The organism is Streptomyces sp. 63XJN7_1_ISO-PGPR-S23-121, assembly GCF_056173025.1.
In genome coordinates, this window is sequence record NZ_CM149653.1 from 1,870,709 (window position 1) to 1,890,536 (window position 19,828).

Consider the following 19,828-nt stretch of genomic DNA (forward strand, 5'->3'; position numbering starts at 1 on the left):
ACGGCACCTGATCAGGTCAACGACGCACCCAGGCAAGGGAAACGGGACTCGACCAGCCACCCGGGGCCCACTGTGCGGCCGATCTCCGAGCCGGGACACAGGAGCCGTCACGGCGGACGACTTCGGCCGCCGGCCCGTCTCGCCCGCCATGCCGGAGCGCTCCCTCGACGAGGCCGGACCGCCCCGGCCGGGTTCAGTCCGCCCGGCCGTGCCTGCGCCGCAGTCCCTCCGCGAGCGGGGCCTTGGCGAACGCGCCCGCCGCCAGCCGGGACGCGACGGCGCGCCGCACGACGCGGTCGGTCAGCGCCGGCACGTGCCGGGCCGGCGCCATCTCCGCGCGGCCCCGGCGGGTCGTCGCCACGTCGCGCGGTGCCTGCCGGGCCGTGACCGCGGAGACCACGGCGGACACCACCCCTTCCAGCGGCTCGGGCCGGGACACCCCGTCCAGCGAGAGACCGGCCTGGCGCGTGCTGTCGTGGATCGGGCTGCGCACCATGCTCGGATACACGGTCGTCACCCCGACGTGCGTGCCGACCTCCAGCCTCGGGGTGTCCGCGTACGCGGCGGCTACGCCGCCGCGCGGGCCGGCGAGGAGGCCGTCCAGACCGGCGGCGCCCACACGGCCATCCTCCTGGGCTTCACGGTCCTGCCCGCCCTTCTGATGACCGCCGCCCTCGCGGTCCAGTCCCGGTACCGCCTCGACGCCCGCATCACGCGGGGCAAGGCCTCACCGGACAAGCCGGTCACCGAAGCCTGACCCGCTCGGACCGCGCCGTCCCGCACCACCGTGCGTGAAGGAGTCAGAGGTCCTCGCACATGGCATCGCTCTCGGCGCCGCCGTACCCGTCGGTCGCCAGTGCGGCGGGCAGTGACAACCCGTACTTGTCACACAGGAAACGGGTCTGGCAGTACCGCCGGGCGTCGGCGGCCACGCTGCCGAGGACCGCGCTGTTCATGCTGGCTCCGATGAGGACACCTACGAACGGAACGGCTTTGGCGACGTTTCCAACCGGCACCCTGGAGCCGGCCGGGCCCAGCTGCTGCATCAACTTCTCCAGGGCGGCCAGGAGACGGTGGTCGTTGCGGAGCTTCTCCGACCACCTCACCCGCCCCTTGACCGCATTCGCCGCCCGCGCGGTGTCACGCAACGGCTTGGCCTTCGCCGCCTGTGCCATGAAGGACCGCTGTACCAGGCGTTGGATGAAGTCTCGCTCGCCGGGGTCCTTGGCGTCGTAGCCGTAGGAGTACGCGATGCGCGCTGCGATCGACGTGCTCAGGACCTGGACGACGAGGATGTCCGCTGTCATCGCGGTGAGGGGACCGACGACGGGGACCGTGGCCAGCATGCCCGTGGTACCGCCCTCCACCGCCCCGACGGCCCGCCACGTGAGGGTGTCGCGGGTCAGCAGCCGGTCGCAGACTTTGAGATCTTGCTGCCGCAGTTCCGTGAAACTGTCGATGTCGAAGCCTCGCTTGCGAGCGCGCTCCTCGACGTTCTTCGGGTTGTTGAGCTCCAGGGTCAAGTCGTTGGCCAACTCGAGCAGCGCTGTCGCACCTGCGAGCACCGGTCGCACGGCTGTGCCGACGACCGCGTCGCCCGCTCGACGGACTGGTTTCGCGACTGCCTCCGGCACGGCGTCCTTGACCCGTCGCGCGGCGTTTCCCGCGAGCTCACCGGTGCGGCCGAGCGCGGGGCCCGCCCAGGTCGACCGACCACGGCGGTCGTTGCGACGCTGCCAGTGTCTGTTGACCGTGTCCCATACGTGACTCTCGTACGCGCTCATCGGGGGCACACCGTCGACGAGTGGACCGGTGTACGTGCTCATGGAGGTTCTCCCTTTCGCTGTGATCGCCGGGGCCACGGTGCCCCATCAGCCGACACGTGGGTGAGGTACATCGTTTAGTGACACATTCCGAAAGAAGTGGGGATGAGCCGGGGGTGGAACTGAGCAGTGTTCCTGGGCTGTTTGGCCGTTCAGTTGCCGAGGGTGAACGCGAGGCCGCCCGAGCGCAGTTCGTCCTCGGTCTGGGTGAGGCCGCCGCGGTGGGAGACCTCCACCGTGTAGAACTTCGAGCCCGGCGTGATGTCGTCGACCGTGAACGGGAACTCGCAGCCCGAGGCCGTCTTCTGACCGAGCCCCAGACCGCCGTTGGCGACGAGGGTCCCGGCGGCGTCGGTGACACTGACCTGGGCACCGAAGTCGATGTCGGAGTAGCCGTCCGTTCCGGTGCACAGGTCGCCGGAGTCGAGACCCACGCCGATCCCGGTGACGGTGAGCGTCCCGTCGGTGCTGAACGTCTCTTCCGAACCGTCGGCCAGCGACACCCCCACCCAGCATGCTCCCACCACGGCGGCCCCCAGGCCGGCGCCGATCGCGAGGACGGCGCCGCGCGACAGCCGCGACCAGCGGGAGGCGGACGCGGCCGGCGGGTGGTCGGGCAGGGCGGGGAGCGGCCCGGTGGACGCGGGGGCCGACTCCTCGGCCGTGTCCTGGTCCGTTTCGGGGGCCGTGGCCGGGGGCCAGATGGAGCACTTCGCCAACGAGTGGTCCACCAACGGAGAGACCGACGGCTGAGCTGTTCTCACCTACTCACCGGAACTCTGGAAACATACGGGGAGGTAGTCCTCCCGGAAGGTCAGGTTTATTTCATGGCGGGTAAAGAGATGGAAGACCCGGGGTCGCATTTCTCCACGGTGCTGGTCACTGCGGCGAAACTTCCCGGCGTGCGTATCAACAGAGAGACGTACCTGCGGAAGGCGCTGTCCCGCCACTGCTCCGAAGAGCAGATCAAGCAAGCGCTCGAAGAGACCCCGGCGGCGGCGGGTATCCCCCTCGACATCCTGGAGAAGGCGGCCAACGACTCCATCAAGTACGAGACCGCCAAGGTCAGCGCGGCCTCCGCGGCAGCCGGACTGCCCGGCCTGGTATTCCTTCCCGCCACCGTCCCCGCCGACCTGGCTCAGTACATGGGTCACATGCTGCGCGTCGCGCAGAAGCTCGCCTACCTCTACAGTTGGCCCGACCTGTTCTCCGGCGACGACATGGACGACGCGACCGAGGGAGTGCTCACACTCTTCGTCGGCGTGATGTTCGGCACCCATACGGCGACCACTGCGATCGGGAAGGTCGCGGAGGAGATGTCGAAGCACGTTGCCAAGAGCCTTCCCAAGAAGGCACTCACGAAGGGGATCATCTACCCCCTCGTGAAGAAGATCGCGCGTCGCCTCGGCCAGGAGATCACGAAGCAGACCTTCGCAAGGACCCTCTCCAAGGCAGTCCCCGTCGTCGGAGCCGTTGTTTCCGGTGGGCTCACGTTTGCGACCTTCCGACCCATGGCGAAGAAGCTGAAGAACCACCTCGCCGAGCTGGACATGACGAAGCCCACGGTGCGGGTCGAGGACGTCGAGGTCGTTCTGGAGCGCGAGCCCTCCGCCACGGACTACGTCGAACAGTCCGACGGGGACGACGCCGCCTCCAAGTAGAGAGCCCCCAGCTGATGCATCCGGGCCAAGTGCGCCCGGATGCATCAGCTGAGGTTCAACGTCAGACGGGCCGTTCCGACGAAGTCAACTCGATGAGGCCTGCCCATGCCTCACGGGAGACGGTGAGTAGGGGACCGGCGTCAGCCTTCGAGTCACGGACGTGCACAACTACCGCAGCAGTCGCGACCTCTACACACTGGCCGCCCTCGGTTCCGCTGTAGCTGCTCTTGAACCAGGCGAGGTCCGAGGCGATGGTCGAGGACTCAGCGTTGTTCATAGCGCTCCCAGCAACCCTTCGATGAACTTCGTTGACTCTCGCGGACTGAGAGCCTGTGATCGGATAATCCCATAGCGTGCAGCCGCGAGAGCGGTCTGTTCCGGGTTGGTCTCAAGAGAGCTGGTCGTGTGCGTCTCCGTATAGACGAACTTCTTGCCGTCCTTCCTGGTGACAACCGTGAACGGGCCGTTCACGCCTGCGTTCTCCTCACACTCGGTCGGCATGACCTGGATCTCGACGTTCTGCTTCTGACCGGCGAGGAGAATGAACTCCAACTGTCCCCGCAGCACGTCCGTGCCACCGTACCGATGACGCAGCACCGCCTCGTTCACTACGAAGCTCAGCAGCGGGGCCGACTTGCGGTCGAAGATGTCTTGTCGGGCCAGCCGAGCTGTCACCCGCTGCTCGACCGTTTCCGAGTCCAGGGGCGGACGCCGCATCGCGAGCAGCGCCCTCATGTACTCCTCGGTCTGGAGCAGCCCGTTGACGACATGAGTGTCGTACACAAGTAGCTCAAGGCACTCCTTCTCCAGCACCGCCATCCCCTGAAAGAACCCCGGGTACTGAGCCCGCTCCACCTGCTCCTTCCACAGGCACAGCAACCCACCCGCCCCCAGCACCTCGTCCGCCCGCTCGATCGTCCTCGGCGTCGGAATCCTTCGCCCCTGCTCGAACGACGCGATGGTGGACGCCGAGTACCCGAGCCGTCGCCCGAACTCCTCGCGCTCCAGCCCCTCCCGCACCCGCAGCGTCTTCATGGTCTGTCCGAACGCGACCACGACACCCCGCCCGGCCTCGTCCTCCGGCCGGCGTCCGGCCCCGCCGTCGTTCTCCCACCCGTCCCCGAGACTCACGACCGCCTCCCCCGCGCCGTCGCCGTTCCCGCACTCCCCGGTAACCGCCTCGGCCCCGGCCTCCGCACCCGTGCGCTCCGCCATGTCCACCACCGCCTTCTCTCGCTCAACGCCCCCGCAAGGGACGCCGTCACGGCGCGCAGCGCCGACACGCGCGTACAACACGTGTACAGCCGCTCCCTGTCGCTGCGTCACCACTGGTCACGCTACGCGACCGACGGGACCGTGAGAGGCGTGACGACGAAACCCATCAATCCCACCGACTACGGCACCGACCCGCACGACGCGATCGTGCTGATCGTCGCCGAGCTGACCGCGAACGCCGTGAGCCACGGCCACGTCCCCGGCCGGGACTTCCACCTCCGCCTCCACACCACCCCCGACGGCCGCACCGTGCGCGTCGAGGTCACCGACACCCGCACCGAACGTCACCCGCGCCGCCCCACCGCCCTGGAGGAGACCGACGCCACCGACGAGGCCGGCCGCGGACTGCTCCTCGTGTCGCAGCTCGCCACCCGTTGGGACTGGCACCCGCGCCCGGACGGCCCGGGCAAGACCGTGTGGGCGGAGTACGAGCAGGTACGCGCCGCTCTGCGGGAGTGGAGCGGCTATGACCCCGGTGTGCGCGAGCAGGCCGCGCTGGACGCCGAGTTGGACAGACGGATCGGTGAGGCGAGGGGGCAAACCAACTGATCATCGAGGCGGGCGAACCGGCACTCTCCCCGCCTCGAATGATCACTTCGCTGTCGTCAACTGCCCTGATAACCGTCGTTATCAGAAAGAAGAAGCCGCACAGTTTCCCCCCACGCCTACGGTTCCGTCCGTCGACAGGCACCCCGGTGGTTCGGCCGCTCCCGGTGCCTGTCGGTGCTCGCCCCTTTCCCTCGTCGTACGGAAATCACGGGAGACACCATGGACGACACGACGGACCGGACCCCCGACAACGCACTGCCCCTGCCCGAACTCGTCGAGGCCCGCCTGGCCGGCGACCGCAAGCTGTCCGCCCCGGCGAAGGCCCTCGTCCGCGAGGCACTCGGCGATCCCGAGGACGCCGAGGACGGCGCCCGCGCCTCCGCGGGCCCCGTGTACCTGGGGAACATCGCGGTCACCGGCTTCCGCGGCGTCGGCTCCAAGGCACTGCTCAAGCTGAAGCCCAAGCCCGGTGTGACCCTCGTCGTCGGACGCAACGGCTCCGGCAAGTCGAGCATCGCCGAGGCGATCGAGACCTTGTTCACCGGCACCAACGCCCACTGCACCGGACAGCATCCGAGCCACGCCGTCCGCTGGCGCAACCTGCACCAGGGCGAGCGGACCGTTGTCGAGGCCAGGCTGACCGTCGAGGGCGACCCGTCGCCGAGCACCCTCACCCGCACCTGGAACGGCGACGCCTTCACCGACTCCGAGGCCGTGCTCAGGCGGCCGGGACACGGCACCGTGCCGCTGGAGCGGGCCGGCTGGGAGCGGGCGACCCGCGCCCACCGCCCCTTCCTGTCCTACGCCGACCTGGACAACCTGCTCAACGGCAAGCCGTCCGAGATGTACGACAACATCGCCGCGATCCTCGGCCTCGACGATCTCAACGCCGCCGCGCGACGGCTGGCTGCCGCGAAGAAGGAACTCGACGCAGCCGTCAACGCCGCGAAGGACAGGAAGCCGCACCTGCACGCGGCCCTGGAGGAGGTCGGGCACGACGACCGGGCGCTCAAGGCGCTGGTGGCGATGGAGGAGAAGGGCGGGCCCGACCACGCCGTGCTCGACGCGCTGATCGCCGGCGCGCCCACGGCCGACGAGGGTCGGCTGTGCCAGGCCCGCCTGGAGGCCGCCGCCGAGACCGAGAGCCCCGACCTGGACCAGGTCGGCGCCGCCGTCGACGCGCTGCGGAACGCCGTTGCCGACGTCGACGACCTGAAGGGCACCGCCGCCGACGCCCACAGCAGGGCCGCGCTGCTCCAGGCCGCCCTCCGGCACAGCGACCGCCACGCCGACGACACCGGCTGCCCGGTCTGCGGTACGGAACAGGTCCTGGACCGGGAGTGGGCCGCGCGCGCCGAGGCGCAGATCGCCGCGCTCCTGCGCGAGGCCGAGGCCGTACGCGAGGCCGAGGCCCGCCTGCGGACCGCGACGCGCGCCCTGCACGACCTGGTCCTCCCGCCGCGGGACATCCCGGCCGCGCTCGCCGAACCGTGGCAGGCCTGGGGCGACTGCCGGCGGATCACCGACCCCGTCGAACTCGCCGAGCGCGCGCTGAAAGCGGCGGTGACGCTGACGGACGCGTGCGCGATCGTGGCCGGAGCGGCGCGCGAGGAACTGGCGGCCATGGACGAACGCTGGCACGCGGTCGTCGGCCTGCTCGCCGCCCTAACCGTCCCAACCGCACGAGCAGCCCCGGCAGAACGCGCCGAAGGAGCCCGACACCATGACCCCCACCACCTCGCAGACAGTCGATCCGGCCACGGCCCTGCTACGGCACCTGGAAGCGACTGTCGCCGCCGACCGCACCTGCAAGACGCACGAAGCCGTACGGTTCGAACTGATGGCGGCGCTCCTGCGCGCGGACCGGCAGCCCGAGAAACTCCGCGGTCGTCGACGTCAGCTGCGTCACCGACACGGGCCTGCACCTCTACGAGGTCCTGGGCGCCGGCCGGACGTCCCACTCCGACCTCCGCGCGGGGGCGGCCCGGCTCCTGGAGATCGACCACGCCCTGCCGAGCAAGGCCGACCGTCTGTACCTCGTCCTCTGCGAACCGCCCGCCGAGCCATGGTCCGCCGGCTCCATCCGTGACGTCTTCACGGTCGAAGTCATCTGGCGCACCCGCGACGGCTGGGAGGGAGGTGACGGCCGGACGGTCCTGGCGACGGGCTGAGGGACCCTCTCCCGGCCGGACGGCACGGGGGGCGGAGAGACGGCTGGTCTCACCCTCGCCGAACGCGCCGCCCCGCCCGACGGCCCCGGCCCGTCGTCACGGGCTCCGCACCAGCGAGAACCGCGCCCCCTCCGGGTCCGCCACCCGCGCCACGCGGCCGTGGAGCGTGTCGCGGGCCGGCTCGAGGACGTGCCCGCCCAGGCCGGTCAGCCGTTCCAGGGACCGCTCGATGTCGGCCACCTCGAAGTACGTCGTCCAGTGCGGCCCCCGCTCGCGGGCCAGGGCGTCGCCGAGGCCGTGGATGCCGGCGACCGGGCGGCCGTCGAGGCGGAGGGTCACGTGGTCGAGGCCGGCGGTGGCCGACGGCTCCAGCTCGAAGCCGAACACCGTCCCGTAGAACTTGGCGACGCCCGCCGTGTCGTAGGTCGTGAGCTCGTTCCACGCGGGCATGCCGGGCGTGCCCGGTTCGCCGGTGATCTCCGTGCCGAGGTGCGCCGCGGCCTGCCAGATGCCGAAGACGGCGCCCGCCGGGTCGGAACCGATGGCCAGACGCCCGGCCTCGCCCGCGTCCAGCGGGCCCACGCCGATCGTGCCGCCGCACGAACGCACCGCGTCGGCCGTCTCGTTCACGTCGTCGGAGGCGAGGTACGGGGTCCAGGCGATGGGCAGTTGCCGGTCCGCGGGAAGCCGGCCGATGCCCGCCACCTCACGGCCGTCGAGCAGGGCCCGCGCGTACGGGCCCAGTTGCTGCGGTCCGGGCCGGAACTCCCAGCCGAACAGCGCTCCGTAGAACTCCTGGGTCGCGGCCGGCCCGTGCACCATCAGGCTCACCCAGCAGGGCGTGCCGGGTGTGCGCCGGCCGTGCGTCTCGCCGCCGCGGCCGGCCGGGCCCCGTGCCTCGGTCATCGTCACTCTCTTCTCGGCCCTCCGCGGGCCGTGCGTCCGCTTGCGCTCCGTCGGCCCCTCGTGCGGCCCCTCGTGCCGATGCCGCCCCGGACCCGGTGCCCCGTCCGCCCCGGGATGCGCCCCGGCGGCCCGGGCAGTACAGCATGTGCCCGAATCCGTACGCCTCGTGATCGGTACTGTCCGGCGGGCAGAGTAGCGGGACATCGACGCGTCGGCCACTCGGTACGCCAGGATGGAGCCATGAACGCCATCATCTCCGCATCCGACCTCACGAACGAGCTCGCGGGCGCGAACCCGCCCGTCCTGCTCGACGTCCGCTGGCAGTTGAGCACGGCGAAGGCGGCCGGTGCGCCGCCCTTCGACGGCCGGGCCGAGCACGCGGCGGGGCACATCCCCGGTGCCGTCTTCGTCGACCTCGACCGGGAACTCGCCTCCGCACCCGGTGCGCACGGCCGGCATCCCCTGCCGGACGTGGCGGAGTTCGGTGCCGCGATGCGCCGGGCGGGCGTGTCGTCGGGCCGGCCGGTCGTCGTGTACGACGGCGGGCAGGGCTGGGCGGCCGCCCGCGCCTGGTGGCTGCTGCGGTGGACGGGTCACCCGGACGTGCGGGTCCTCGACGGGGGGCTGGGCGCCTGGCAGGGGCCGCTGTCCGCGGACGTCCCGGAGCCCGAGGAGGGCGACTTCACGCCGGCGCCGGGCGCGGTGGGGCTGCTGGACGCGGACGGAGCCGCCGCCCTGGCCCGGTCCGGGGTGCTGTTCGACGCCCGGGCGGGGGAGCGGTACCGGGGCGAGGTCGAGCCGATCGACCCGGTCGGCGGCCACATCCCGGGCGCGGTGTCGGCGCCGACGGCGGACAACGTGCTGGCGGACGGCAGGTTCCGGCCGGCCGAGGAACTCCGTTCCCGCTTCAAGGACTTGGGGGCGGCCGACGGCGGCGAGGTCGGCGTGTACTGCGGCTCGGGCGTCTCCGCCGCCCACGAGGTGCTGGCGCTGGCGGTGGCCGGCATCCCGGCGGCGCTGTACGTGGGATCGTGGTCGGAGTGGTCGTCGGACCCGGAGCGGCCCGTGGCCGTGGGACCGGACCCCCAGTAGGGCACACGGACGAGGTCCGGGCCGCACCCCGCGGGGCGCGACCCGGACCTCCGACGGGGAACGGCCCGCCTACTCCTGCTTCTTGCGCCGGGTCCCGAACACGATCTCGTCCCAGCTCGGCACCGCCGCACGGCGCCCCGGGCGGACACCGTCCGCCTCGGCCTGACGGTCGGTGGAGCCGGTGAGGCGGTCCCGGTGACTGCCCACGGAGCGCGGCATGAGCACGTCGGCGTAGGCGGAACCGGCGGACGCCGCCGGGGCGGGGGGCTCCTCCACCTCGGCCTCCTCGGCGGCTTCCTCAACCGGCTCCGGCACGCGCTCGGGCACCACCAGGTCGCCCCGGAAGCTCGGCACCGCCTCCAGCAGGCTGGTCAGCGAGTCCCGTTCGCGCTCGCCCGAGGCGGTGACCGTGGTCTCCTCGGCCGGCTCGGACGGCTGCGCCGGCAGGCTCGGCCGCTCGCGGTGCTCCCGGTCGAGGGTGCGGTCCAGCGGCCGGTCGCGCGGCAGTCGTGCGATGCGGGGGACGAACGGGAAGCTGGGCTCGTTCGCCGCGAGGTCGTCGGTCTCGCCGATCAGCGCGCGCGCCTCTTCGTCGACGGCCTGGACGAGCCGCCTGGGCGGGTCGTACGTCCAGCTCGCCGAGTGCGGTTCGCCCGCGACCAGGTAGACCAGCAGGACCTCCCAGGTGCCGTCGTCACGACGCCACGAGTCCCACTGCACGGTGTCCTTCTCGGCGCCGCGCAGCAGCAGCCGTTCCGACACGGCCTCGCCGAGGGGCGGTCCGGAGTTCTCGCCGGGGCGGCGGACGGGGGTCTTGCGGGCCCGCTCCGCCATGAAGGCGCGTTCGGCCAGGACGGGTCCCTCGAAGCGGCGTACCCGGTCGACGGGGATGCCGGCCATCTGGGCGACCTCTTCCGCGGTCGCACCGGCACGTATACGCGCCTGGATGTCGCGGGGGCGGAGATGGCTCTCCACCTCGATCTCGATCTGGCCGAGGCGGGGACGGTCGCCGCGTACGGCGGCCCGGAGCCGCTCGTCGATCGGAAGCGTGTACTCCGTGCTGTCCGCAGCCTTCAGCACCAGCCGTGTGCCGTCATTCGAGACGGCCACGACACGCAGTTCGGGCATGGGGACCTCCCGGGTGGTGCCTGCCGACGTCACGTGCGTCGCTGCTTCCGCTCTGTCGAGTGTGGCCTGCCCGGGTGCAGCCTGCCACAACCTTGCCGAGTTGCCCGGCGTGTCGGGCGCGGGCCCTGAATCGCCGTTATGGCACGGTTACCTAAATTGCAACGCTGAGTGACCGACTGGGTCACCCTGTGCAATCAGCCCCCTCCCGGCGGTCCTTCGAGGTCCTGAACTCCCTGCCGGGAGACCGTACCCAGGGCTCGCCACAGTACTCCATTCGGGCCACCTGCGTGGATTGGCGCGCCGCCGGACTTCCGGCAAGGCCGGGCACTCGGCCGCCCCGGCGCGATTCCTCCGGTGCCGCGCGTGGCGTACTTCACGGAATCACCAGAAACGGAACTAAAGGTTTCGATCGCACGTCCCCTTCTCGTGCAGTTGATCGAGCACGTACGGGAAAGGCAGGCAAGGTCCGGGGATGCGTGAAAAGCCCGAAGCCGTCGGCGATACGGACATGCGTACGGAGGCGGAACCCAGGCGGATCGACTTGAGCGTGCCCCAGGTCGCCGGCAGCGCCCTGGCGGCCGTGGTCGCCGCCAAGCTCGCCTCCTCCTTCGGCGTCTACGGCACGATCCTCGGCGCCGGCCTGATCAGCGTCATCGCCACCTGCGGTGGCTCGGTGTTCCAGCACTTCTTCCGGCGCACCGCGGATCGGATGCGGACCAGACGCGCCGCCGAGGCGGGCGCCGCGACGGGTGCCGGACGCCCCGCCGGGCACACCGTGCCCGCCCCAGGTGAGTTCACCGAGGGCACCGTCTACCGCGCGCGGGTCACGAGCTGGAAGCGGCCGCTGGTCGCGGCGGCCCTCGTCTTCGGCGTCACCATGGGCGGGATCACCGCCTACGAAGCCGCCTCCGGCCACAACCTGAGCGGCGGGCACAGCACGACCGTCGGCAGCGCCTTCTCCGGCCACGGCAGGTCCGCGCCGCACCCGGAGGAGCCGGGCGGCTCCGGCGACCGGGACGAATCCCCGGCCCCGGCGGACTCCCAGGACCTCGGCACCGGCGACGACGCCCCGGCGGCGACGCCGTCGGGGACCCCGAGCGGCTCCGCGGACGGTGCGCCGTCCGACGGCGCCTCCCCGGACGACGGCGGTGCCGGCCCGGTCCCGGCACCCACCTCGAGCGCCACCGGCGGCGACGGTTCCGGGGCGGCCACGACGCCGGCCCCCGACGCCTCGGCTACGACCCCAGAACCCGGCGCAAGTAGTCGTTCTGGAACCGGCGGTCAGGGTCAAGACGGTCCCGCAGCGCCGTGAACTCACCGAAGCGCGGGTACACCCCGGAGAGGTACGCGGCGTCCCGGGTGTGCACCTTGCCCCAGTGCGGGCGGCCCTCGTGCGCGGTGAAGATGCGCTCGGCTGCGGTGAAGTACGCCCGGTAGGGCGTGCCCCGGAACATGTGGACGGCGATGTACGCGGTGTCGCGGCCCGAGGCGGTGGACAGCGTGATGTCGTCGGCCGGAGCGGTCCGCACCTCGACCGGGAAGCTGATCCTGAGCCCCGACCGGTCGACCATCGCCTTCAGCTCGCGCAGCGTGTCGACGACGGCCTCGCGCGGCACGGCGTACTCCATCTCCACGAACCGCACCCGGCGCGGGGAGGTGAAGACCTCGTAGGGGATGTCGGTGTACGTCCGCGCGGACAGGGCCCTGCTGGAGACCCGCGCGATCGCCGGGACGGCGGCGGGAACCGCGCGGCCGACCCAGTTGGCCGCCTGGAAGACGCCGTTGGAGAGGAACTCGTCGTCGAACCAGCCCTGGAGCCGGCCCACCGGCCGGGCCGGGCCCGCGCTGCGGTTGTTGCGCTTGGTGTTGGTGCTGCCGGTGTGCGGGAACCAGTAGAACTCGAAGTGCTCGTTCTCGGCCCACAACGCGTCGAAGTCGGCGAGGACCCGTTCGAACGGCATCGGTTCCTCGCGGGCCGTGAGCAGGAAGACCGGCTCCACGGCGAAGGTGATCGCGGTGACCACGCCGAGGGCGCCGAGGCCGATCCGGGCGGCGGCGAAGACCTCGGGGTTCTCCTTCTCGGAGCACGTGAGCACCGAGCCGTCCGCCGTGACCAGTTCCAGCCCCTTGATCTGGGCGGCGATCGAGGCCGAGTCGCGGCCCGTGCCGTGCGTGCCGGTGCTGGTGGCCCCGGACACCGTCTGCTCCATGATGTCGCCCATGTTCGTGAGCGACAGACCCTCCCGCGCGAGGGCCACGTTGAGCCTCTTGAGCGGAGTGCCGGCCTCGACCGTGACGGTCATGGCGTCGCGGTCGACACGGCGGATGCCGGTCAGCAGATGAGGACGGATCAACACCCCGTCCGTCGCGGCTATGGACGTGAAGGAATGCCCGGTGCCGACGGCCTTGACCCGCAGCCCGTCCTCGGCGGCCCTGCGTACGGCGTCCGCCAGTTCCTCGACGGACGCGGGGGCGACCTCCCGCGCGGGACGCGCGGAGACGTTGCCGCCCCAGTTACGCCATGTGCGGTTCTTCCCGCTCGTCTTCCCGCTCGCCGTGCGGTGTGTGCTGCTCAACGGTCCCTCCCCGACGCGGAGCCGGCCGCTTGAGCCGGCGGTACCCGAGGAAACCGACCGCGACCGCGACGGCCCCGGCCGCCGCCGGAACCCAGTACCCGGCACGCGCCCCGGCCGCGTCGATCACCCAGCCGCCCGCGGACGAACCGAGCGCGACCCCGACCGCGAGCCCGGTACTCACCCAGGTCATGCCCTCGGTGAGCTGCGCGCGTGGTACGTGCTCTTCGATGAGGGACATGGTCGTGATCATCGTGGGAGCGATGGACAGACCCGCAACGAACAGCGCCGCGGCCAGAAACGGCAAGTTTCCGACCAGTAGGAGGGGGATCATACTCACGGCCATCGCACAGACGCCCAGCAGCCAGCGGCGCTCGGGCGGCCCGGCGAAGCGCAGCAGACCGAAGACCATGGCCGCCGTGCAGGAGCCCGCCGCGTACAGGGCCAGCACGAGACTGGCGGCGGCCTTGTGCCCCTCCTCCTCGGCGAAGGCCACCGTGACCACGTCGACGGCCCCGAAGATCGTGCCCGTCGCCACGAACGTCGCGACCAGGACCTGCAGCCCCCGGGAGCTCAGCGCGGTGCCGCGGCCGGCCTTGCGGTCGTGCGGATGCGGCACGGGCTCGGTGGCGCGCTGGGCGGTCAGCCAGAAGACGCCGGCCGCCAGGAAGCAGGCCGCCAGCAGCGGACCGGCCTCCGGGAACCACGCCGTGGACAGGCCGATGGAGATGATCGGCCCGAAGATGAAGCAGACCTCGTCCACCACGGACTCGAAGGAGTACGCGGTGTGCAGCTGCGGAGTGCCCCGGTAGATCGCCGCCCAGCGGGCCCGGACCATCGCGCCGAGGCTCGGCACGCAGCCGATGCCCACACAGGCCGCGAACAGCACCCAGTCAGGCCATCCGTAGTGCGCGGCCGGCAGCAGCACGGCCGCCGCGGTGAGCGAGACCAGCGTCGCCGGACGCAGCACGCGCCGCTGGCCGTACCGGTCCACCAGCCGCGAGACCTGGGGCCCGGCCACGGCGGCGGCCAGCGCGATGGTGGCCGACAGCCCGCCCGCCAGTCCGTAACGGCCGGTGAGCTGCGAGATCATCGTCACCACGCCGATGCCCATCATCGACAGCGGCATCCGGCCGAGGAAGCCCGCGAAGGAGAAGCCCCTGCTGCCGGGGGCGGCGAACAGGGCGCGGTAGGGGCTGGGCAACGAGGTCTCCGATGAGGGGTCGGTAAGGTGCGATCGCAGTCGGTACAGATTACGCGCCGGGGTGCCCCGAAAGCACCCCCTCGGACGCACCCCGGCCACCCGGCGATGTCCTGTGTCCGTCCCTGGTGGCAGGATCGACACATGCCTGACGTGCTCGATGCCAGCCCCTACGACGCCCTGCTGCTGCTCTCGTTCGGCGGCCCGGAGGGCCCGGACGACGTGGTCCCGTTCCTGGAGAACGTGACCCGCGGGCGCGGCATCCCCAAGGAACGCCTCAAGGAAGTCGGACAGCACTACTTCCTCTTCGGCGGGGTCAGCCCCATCAACGACCAGAACCGCGCCCTGCTGGACGCGCTGCGCGAGGACTTCGCCGGGCACGGCCTGGACCTGCCGGTCTACTGGGGCAACCGCAACTGGGCGCCGTACCTGACGGACACCCTGCGCGAGATGGTGCGCGACGGCCGCCGCCGCATCCTCGTCCTCGCCACCAGCGCCTACGCCTCGTACTCGGGCTGCCGTCAGTACCGCGAGAACCTCGCGGACGCGCTCGCCGCCCTGGAGGCGGAGGGCCTCGAGCTGCCGGAGATCGACAAACTGCGGCACTACTTCAACCACCCGGGCTTCGTCGAGCCCATGGTCGACGGAGTCGTCCGGTCCCTCGCCGACCTGCCCGAGGAGGTCCGGGACGGCGCGCACATCGCGTTCTCCACCCACTCGATCCCCACCTCCGCCGCCGACACCTCCGGCCCCGTGGAGGAACACGGCGACGGCGGGGCCTACGTCCGGCAGCACCTGGACGTGGCGCGGCTGATCGCCGACGCCGTCCGGGAGCGCACCGGCGTCGACCACCCCTGGCAGCTCGTGTACCAGTCGCGCTCCGGCGCCCCGCACATCCCGTGGCTGGAACCCGACATCTGCGACCACCTCGAGGAGCGCCACGCGGCCGGCGTCCCCGCCGTGGTGATGGCGCCCATCGGCTTCGTCTCCGACCACATGGAGGTCCTCTACGACCTCGACACGGAGGCCACGGCCAAGGCCGGGGAGCTGGGCCTGCCGGTGCGCCGTTCGGCCACCGTCGGCGCCGACCCGCGGTTCGCCGCCGCGGTCCGCGACCTCGTCCTGGAGCGGGCCTCCGCCGAGCGGGGCCAGGAGGTCGCGCCGTGCGCCCTGGGCGCGCTCGGCGCCGGCCACGACCTGTGCCCCGTCGGCTGCTGCCCCGCCCGCGCCCCCCGGCCCGCAGCCGCGGGCGCCGACAGCCCCTACGCCTGAGGAACCCCGTGAGCGACGTGACGACCGACCCCCTCCACACGGAGCTGCTGAAGACCGCCCAGGAGGCCGCCCACCGCGCGGGCGAACTGCTGCGCGACGGCCGCCCGGCCGACCTCGGGGTCGCGGCGACCAAGTCCAGCCCGATCGACGTGGTGACCGAGATGGACATCGCCGCCGAGGAGCTGATCACCGGCCTGATCTCCGACCGGCGCCCCGACGACGGCTTCCTCGGCGAGGAGGGGGCCGCCGTCGAGGGCACCAGCGGCGTCCGCTGGGTGATCGACCCGCTCGACGGCACGGTCAACTACCTCTACGGGCTGCCCACCTGGGCGGTCTCCATCGCCGCCGAACAGGACGGCGAGCGGGTCGCCGGAGTGGTCGTGGCCCCGATGCGGGGCGAGACGTACTGGGCGGTCCGGGGCGGCGGCGCCTGGGCGACGGGAGCCTGGACCGGCGAACGGCGGCTCGCCTGCCGGGCGGCGGCGCCGCTGGACCAGGCGCTGGTCTCCACCGGCTTCAACTACGTCGCCGAGGTCCGCGCCGAGCAGGCCGAGATCGCGCGGCAGCTGATCCCGCTCGTGCGGGACATCCGGCGCGGCGGTTCGGCGGCGATCGACCTGTGCGACGTCGCCGCGGGCCGCCTCGACGGCTACTACGAACGTGGACTGCACCCCTGGGACCTCGCCGCGGGCGACCTCATCGCCCGGGAGGCGGGCGCCGTGACCGGTGGGCGCCCGGGTGAGCGCCCGTCAGGCGATCTGACGATCGCGGCCACCCCCGACGTCTTCCAGCCCCTCCAGCGGCTCCTGGTGGACTTCGGCGCCTGACCGGCCCCGACGCCCCGCGGCGTCGCCCGACGACCCGAAACGGCGGGGCCCCGGCGCTGGATCCCGCCGGGGCCGGTCGTTCTCAGGGTCTCGGTCAGACGCCGGTCGCCCGTACCTCCACACCGTGCTCGGCAGCGAGGCGGCGCAGGTCGTCGAGCTCGCCGAGCTCGACCTCGACGAGGAACTCGTCACCCTCGTCGCGGGCACGGGACAGGTCGGACTCGGTCGTCTGTATGCGCTGCAGAAGTCCTGCGGTGAAAGCGTCCATGCTGCGCCCCCTCGTCCTGGGTCGTGGGTCGGTGGCACGGGGGTGTGCCGATTCGGAAGGGGCGATCACGTCTCCGGTGGAGTGCCCAGCGCTGCCCCGCTGGGCGGCGACGGTGCCGGACACCCACGCCCGCTCTGCGGAAGCGGACCGCGTCGCACCGCGTGGCGTGCGGTACAGGCAGAGCGTGATCGCGGGATGTACAGCCGTCCTCCCCCTGCTCCCTCCCGCGGAAACCTCAACGGCACCGGAAAATCTCGCATTCCCGGTCCGGCGCTCCTTCCGGACGACCGCACCGCGTCCGGCCGCCGCGCCCCCACCCGCACCCGGCCGGCCTCACCGGCCGCTCACCTGCCTTACCGCCGACTTATGACCGAAAAGGGCAGGATGGAGGCCAACACACCCACGAGCCCCCTGCCCGCGTGCGCCCGAACGGCGCCGCGCGGGCGGACACAGGAAGGACAAGCGACGTGCGCGTACTCGTCGTCGAGGACGAGCAGCTGCTCGCCGATGCGGTGGCCACCGGACTGCGCCGGGAGGCCATGGCCGTCGACGTCGTGTACGACGGTGCGGCCGCCCTCGAGCGCATCGGCGTCAACGACTACGACGTGGTCGTCCTCGACCGGGACCTCCCCCTCGTGCACGGCGACGACGTCTGCCGCCGGATCGTCGAGCTCGGCATGCCCACCCGCGTGCTGATGCTCACGGCCTCGGGCGACGTCAGCGACCGGGTCGAGGGCCTGGAAATCGGCGCCGACGACTACCTGCCCAAGCCCTTCGCCTTCAGCGAGCTCATCGCGCGCGTGCGCGCGCTCGGCCGGCGCACCAGCGTGCCGCTGCCGCCCGTCCTGGAGCGCGCCGGGATCAAGCTCGACCCCAACCGCCGCGAGGTCTTCCGCGACGGCAAGGAGGTCCAGCTCGCCCCCAAGGAGTTCGCCGTGCTGGAGGTGCTCATGCGCAGCGAGGGCGCGGTCGTCTCGGCCGAGCAGCTGCTGGAGAAGGCCTGGGACGAGAACACCGACCCGTTCACCAACGTCGTGCGCGTGACCGTGATGACCCTGCGCCGCAAGCTCGGCGAGCCGCCCGTCATCGTCACCGTACCCGGCTCCGGCTACCGGATCTGATCCACCGTGGCAACGACACCCGCGCCCCCCGGGACGCCTCCGAAGCCCACCTGGGACCCCCGCCAGGCGACCCCCCTGCCGTGGCTGCGCCCCACCATCCGGATAAGGCTCACGCTGCTCTACGGCGGCATGTTCCTGATCGCGGGCATCCTGCTGCTGTCGATCATCTACCTGCTGGCGGCGCAGGCCCTGACCACGGGCAACGAACCGCTGTTCAAGATCGTCGGCGGCACCGACATCAAGGTCTCCAGCGACAAGTGCCCGGTCGTGAACAACGCGAGCAACCTCTCGCTGTCCACCTTCAACGCGGCGATCAGCGAGTGCATCGACCACCAGCGCCAGGTCGCCCTGGACAACCTGCTCAGCCGCTCCCTGCTGGCGCTGCTCGGCCTCGCCGTGATCGCGTTCGCCTTCGGCTACGCCATGGCCGGCCGGGTCCTGTCGCCGCTGGGCCGGATCACCCGCACCGCGCGCGCCGTGGCCGGTTCCGACCTGTCCCGGCGCATCGAGCTGGACGGCCCGGACGACGAGCTCAAGGAGCTGGCGGACACCTTCGACGAGATGCTGGAGCGATTGCAACGGGCCTTCACGGCCCAGCAGCGCTTCGTCGGCAACGCCTCGCACGAGCTGCGCACGCCGCTCGCGATCAACCGCACCCTCCTCGAGGTGCACCTGTCCGATCCGGGCGCCCCGGTGGAGCTCCAGCAGCTCGGCAAGACCCTGCTGGCCACCAACGAGCGCAGCGAGCAGCTCGTCGAGGGCCTGCTGCTGCTCGCCCGCAGCGACAACCAGATCGTCGAGCGCAAGCCCGTGGACCTCGCCGAGGTCGCCGGGCAGGCCGTCGACCAGGTGCACGCCGAGGCGGAGACCAGGGACGTGCGGATCGAGAGCGACTGCGAGCCCGCGGTGGTCCAGGGCAACGGCGTGCTGCTGGAGCGGATCGCCCTGAACCTGGTGCAGAACGCCGTGCGCTACAACGTGGCCGAAGAGGGCTGGGTGGAGGTCACCACGAGGGTCGAGAGCGGACAGGCGGTGCTGGTCGTAACCAACACCGGCCCGGTCGTGCCGGCGTACGAGATCGACAACCTCTTCGAGCCGTTCCGGCGGCTGCGCACCGAGCGCACGGGCAGCGACAAGGGCGTCGGGCTCGGCCTGTCCATCGCGCGGTCGGTGGCCAGGGCGCACGGCGGGCACATCTACGCGCAGCCGCGCGAGGGCGGAGGGCTCGTGATGCGTGTCACGCTTCCGATCTGAGATCATGACCCCGACATCCGGCCGTGGACCGGGGATGTTCGCTTTGAGCGGAATTTCCAGGTCGGCGTCCAGGGTTTGGCATGTGTGATCGATCACAACGACGGCTTTCCTATTTTGCACTCTCCGTGATCATGCACCCTGTCGGAAGGCCGGGAAAATCCCGGTTTTCAGGGGTCCTGATCACGGGAAGTACAGGGTGGGACGCCTTTGAAGTGCGGCGTTCGGACCGTGTACGGTCCCCATCGCCATCCAAGCCGATCACTCTTGAGGAGTCCGGTTGGGTGTCGATTGAGTAACAGACCTTGATGTGAGGCAAAATCTCCGCTTCGGGTCGGGCACAAGTCCGGCCTCTCATGCGTTACGTGCGCTGGAGACACCCGCAGACACCCAGAGGGGGAGAGCGACCATGGCCACCGATTACGACACCCCACGCAAGACCGACGACGACGTCGACTCGGACAGTCTTGAAGAACTGAAGGCCCGGCGGAACGACAAGTCCGCCTCGGCCGTCGACGTCGACGAGTTCGAGGCCGCAGAGGGCCTCGAGCTTCCCGGCGCCGACCTGTCCAACGAGGAACTGGCAGTCCGCGTACTGCCGAAGCAGCAGGACGAGTTCACCTGCATGAGCTGTTTCCTGGTGCACCACCGCAGCCAGCTGGCCCGGGAGAAGAACGGCCAGCCGATCTGCCGCGACTGCGACTGAGGCG

At 71.5% G+C, this 19,828-nt stretch carries 19 protein-coding genes and 2 pseudogenes; 11 read left to right on the forward strand and 10 right to left on the reverse strand.

What is annotated here, in order from left to right; translation table 11 throughout:
- Positions 1–193: 193 nt before the first annotated feature.
- On the reverse strand, positions 194–517 hold the full coding sequence (locus tag AC0VYN_RS08550; RefSeq protein WP_475535434.1) for a hypothetical protein: 324 nt from the start codon (positions 515–517) through the stop codon (positions 194–196).
- 6 nt (positions 518–523) lie between these two features.
- On the opposite strand from AC0VYN_RS08550, the gene AC0VYN_RS08555 reads away from it, so the two are divergent.
- The gene (locus AC0VYN_RS08555; RefSeq protein WP_475535435.1) at positions 524–757 is read left to right on the forward strand and encodes a hypothetical protein; all 234 of its coding nucleotides are present in this window, start codon (positions 524–526) and stop codon (positions 755–757) included.
- A gap of 43 nt (positions 758–800) precedes the next feature.
- Here the strand turns inward: AC0VYN_RS08555 and AC0VYN_RS08560 are convergent, their stop codons facing one another.
- Positions 801–1,826 (reverse strand): EcsC family protein, encoded by a 1,026-nt coding sequence (locus AC0VYN_RS08560; RefSeq protein WP_475535436.1) that lies wholly within the window; start codon positions 1,824–1,826, stop codon positions 801–803.
- Positions 1,827–1,975: 149 nt separating this feature from the next.
- Positions 1,976–2,542, reverse strand: coding sequence for a hypothetical protein (locus AC0VYN_RS08565; protein WP_475535437.1), 567 nt, complete (start codon positions 2,540–2,542; stop codon positions 1,976–1,978).
- Between the two features lie 123 nt (positions 2,543–2,665).
- Here AC0VYN_RS08565 and AC0VYN_RS08570 point away from each other — a divergent pair, with 123 nt between their 5' ends.
- Positions 2,666–3,484, forward strand: coding sequence for a hypothetical protein (locus AC0VYN_RS08570; protein ID WP_475536838.1), 819 nt, complete (start codon positions 2,666–2,668; stop codon positions 3,482–3,484).
- A gap of 61 nt (positions 3,485–3,545) precedes the next feature.
- Here AC0VYN_RS08570 and AC0VYN_RS08575 read toward each other — a convergent pair whose 3' ends face one another.
- Both AC0VYN_RS08575 and AC0VYN_RS08580 read right to left on the reverse strand, forming a co-directional pair.
- The gene (locus AC0VYN_RS08575; protein WP_475535438.1) at positions 3,546–3,761 is read right to left on the reverse strand and encodes a DUF397 domain-containing protein; all 216 of its coding nucleotides are present in this window, start codon (positions 3,759–3,761) and stop codon (positions 3,546–3,548) included.
- The gene (locus AC0VYN_RS08580) at positions 3,758–4,699 is read right to left on the reverse strand and encodes a helix-turn-helix domain-containing protein (RefSeq protein WP_475536839.1); all 942 of its coding nucleotides are present in this window, start codon (positions 4,697–4,699) and stop codon (positions 3,758–3,760) included. The genes AC0VYN_RS08575 and AC0VYN_RS08580 overlap by 4 nt, the downstream gene beginning before the upstream one ends.
- Positions 4,700–4,879: 180 nt before the next feature.
- Between AC0VYN_RS08580 and AC0VYN_RS08585 the strand changes: the two are divergent.
- Both AC0VYN_RS08585 and AC0VYN_RS08590 read left to right on the forward strand, forming a co-directional pair.
- Positions 4,880–5,308 (forward strand): annotated as a pseudogene (locus AC0VYN_RS08585) (ATP-binding protein); the annotation flags it as partial.
- Positions 5,309–5,527: 219 nt separating this feature from the next.
- Positions 5,528–5,863, forward strand: a pseudogene (locus tag AC0VYN_RS08590) (AAA family ATPase); the annotation flags it as partial.
- A 1,712-nt stretch (positions 5,864–7,575) separates the two neighbouring features.
- On the opposite strand, the gene AC0VYN_RS08595 reads toward AC0VYN_RS08590, so the two are convergent.
- Entirely contained in the window at positions 7,576–8,385 is an 810-nt protein-coding gene (locus AC0VYN_RS08595) for a VOC family protein (RefSeq protein ID WP_475535439.1), read from the reverse strand.
- A gap of 240 nt (positions 8,386–8,625) precedes the next feature.
- Here AC0VYN_RS08595 and AC0VYN_RS08600 point away from each other — a divergent pair, with 240 nt between their 5' ends.
- Positions 8,626–9,477 (forward strand): sulfurtransferase, encoded by an 852-nt coding sequence (locus AC0VYN_RS08600; RefSeq protein ID WP_475535440.1) that lies wholly within the window; start codon positions 8,626–8,628, stop codon positions 9,475–9,477.
- A gap of 69 nt (positions 9,478–9,546) precedes the next feature.
- On the opposite strand, the gene sepH is transcribed toward AC0VYN_RS08600, so the two are convergent.
- A complete protein-coding gene (gene sepH, locus AC0VYN_RS08605) occupies positions 9,547–10,605 on the reverse strand; it encodes a septation protein SepH (RefSeq protein ID WP_475535441.1) in 1,059 nt (352 codons plus the stop codon).
- 472 nt (positions 10,606–11,077) lie between these two features.
- Here sepH and AC0VYN_RS08610 point away from each other — a divergent pair, with 472 nt between their 5' ends.
- The gene (locus AC0VYN_RS08610) at positions 11,078–11,917 is read left to right on the forward strand and encodes a hypothetical protein (RefSeq protein WP_475535442.1); all 840 of its coding nucleotides are present in this window, start codon (positions 11,078–11,080) and stop codon (positions 11,915–11,917) included.
- Here AC0VYN_RS08610 and AC0VYN_RS08615 read toward each other — a convergent pair.
- Both AC0VYN_RS08615 and AC0VYN_RS08620 read right to left on the reverse strand, forming a co-directional pair.
- Complete coding sequence (locus AC0VYN_RS08615) at positions 11,841–13,181, reverse strand: D-arabinono-1,4-lactone oxidase (RefSeq protein ID WP_475535443.1); 1,341 nt, start codon at positions 13,179–13,181, stop codon at positions 11,841–11,843. The two genes, AC0VYN_RS08610 and AC0VYN_RS08615, sit on opposite strands and share 77 nt — an antisense overlap.
- Positions 13,120–14,382, reverse strand: coding sequence for an MFS transporter (locus AC0VYN_RS08620; protein ID WP_475535444.1), 1,263 nt, complete (start codon positions 14,380–14,382; stop codon positions 13,120–13,122). Before AC0VYN_RS08620 ends, AC0VYN_RS08615 begins: the two co-directional genes overlap by 62 nt.
- Before the next feature lie 141 nt (positions 14,383–14,523).
- Here AC0VYN_RS08620 and AC0VYN_RS08625 point away from each other — a divergent pair, with 141 nt between their 5' ends.
- A complete protein-coding gene (locus AC0VYN_RS08625; protein ID WP_475535445.1) occupies positions 14,524–15,651 on the forward strand; it encodes a ferrochelatase in 1,128 nt (375 codons plus the stop codon).
- Positions 15,652–15,659: 8 nt separating this feature from the next.
- Complete coding sequence (locus AC0VYN_RS08630; protein WP_475535446.1) at positions 15,660–16,478, forward strand: inositol monophosphatase family protein; 819 nt, start codon at positions 15,660–15,662, stop codon at positions 16,476–16,478.
- Between the two features lie 94 nt (positions 16,479–16,572).
- Here the strand turns inward: AC0VYN_RS08630 and AC0VYN_RS08635 are convergent, their stop codons facing one another.
- Complete coding sequence (locus tag AC0VYN_RS08635) at positions 16,573–16,746, reverse strand: hypothetical protein (RefSeq protein WP_362490793.1); 174 nt, start codon at positions 16,744–16,746, stop codon at positions 16,573–16,575.
- A 467-nt stretch (positions 16,747–17,213) separates the two neighbouring features.
- Here AC0VYN_RS08635 and AC0VYN_RS08640 point away from each other — a divergent pair, with 467 nt between their 5' ends.
- The 3 genes from AC0VYN_RS08640 (at position 17,214) to AC0VYN_RS08650 (ending at position 19,824) form a co-directional block, all read left to right on the forward strand.
- Positions 17,214–17,867, forward strand: a complete 654-nt coding sequence (locus AC0VYN_RS08640) for a response regulator transcription factor (protein ID WP_007387794.1) — start codon at positions 17,214–17,216, stop codon at positions 17,865–17,867.
- Between the two features lie 6 nt (positions 17,868–17,873).
- Positions 17,874–19,121: a sensor histidine kinase gene (locus AC0VYN_RS08645; protein WP_475535447.1), complete on the forward strand. Its 1,248-nt coding sequence runs from the start codon at positions 17,874–17,876 to the stop codon at positions 19,119–19,121.
- 406 nt (positions 19,122–19,527) lie between these two features.
- Positions 19,528–19,824 (forward strand): DUF4193 domain-containing protein, encoded by a 297-nt coding sequence (locus AC0VYN_RS08650; RefSeq protein WP_003993510.1) that lies wholly within the window; start codon positions 19,528–19,530, stop codon positions 19,822–19,824.
- The last annotated feature ends 4 nt before the right edge of the window (positions 19,825–19,828 follow it).

What these genes read in the sequence shown, in the direction of transcription:
- AC0VYN_RS08610 (WP_475535442.1), top strand. Translation starts at nt 11,078, where the DNA reads ATGCGTGAAAAGCCCGAAGCCGTCGGCGATACGGACATGCGTACGGAG.
- AC0VYN_RS08595 (WP_475535439.1), bottom strand. Translation starts at nt 8,385, where the DNA reads ATGACCGAGGCACGGGGCCCGGCCGGCCGCGGCGGCGAGACGCACGGC.
- AC0VYN_RS08570 (WP_475536838.1), top strand. Translation starts at nt 2,666, where the DNA reads ATGGAAGACCCGGGGTCGCATTTCTCCACGGTGCTGGTCACTGCGGCG.
- AC0VYN_RS08580 (WP_475536839.1), bottom strand. Translation starts at nt 4,699, where the DNA reads ATGGCGGAGCGCACGGGTGCGGAGGCCGGGGCCGAGGCGGTTACCGGG.
- AC0VYN_RS08575 (WP_475535438.1), bottom strand. Translation starts at nt 3,761, where the DNA reads ATGAACAACGCTGAGTCCTCGACCATCGCCTCGGACCTCGCCTGGTTC.
- AC0VYN_RS08635 (WP_362490793.1), bottom strand. Translation starts at nt 16,746, where the DNA reads ATGGACGCTTTCACCGCAGGACTTCTGCAGCGCATACAGACGACCGAG.
- AC0VYN_RS08625 (WP_475535445.1), top strand. Translation starts at nt 14,524, where the DNA reads ATGCCTGACGTGCTCGATGCCAGCCCCTACGACGCCCTGCTGCTGCTC.
- sepH (WP_475535441.1), bottom strand. Translation starts at nt 10,605, where the DNA reads ATGCCCGAACTGCGTGTCGTGGCCGTCTCGAATGACGGCACACGGCTG.
- AC0VYN_RS08600 (WP_475535440.1), top strand. Translation starts at nt 8,626, where the DNA reads ATGAACGCCATCATCTCCGCATCCGACCTCACGAACGAGCTCGCGGGC.
- AC0VYN_RS08650 (WP_003993510.1), top strand. Translation starts at nt 19,528, where the DNA reads ATGGCCACCGATTACGACACCCCACGCAAGACCGACGACGACGTCGAC.
- AC0VYN_RS08560 (WP_475535436.1), bottom strand. Translation starts at nt 1,826, where the DNA reads ATGAGCACGTACACCGGTCCACTCGTCGACGGTGTGCCCCCGATGAGC.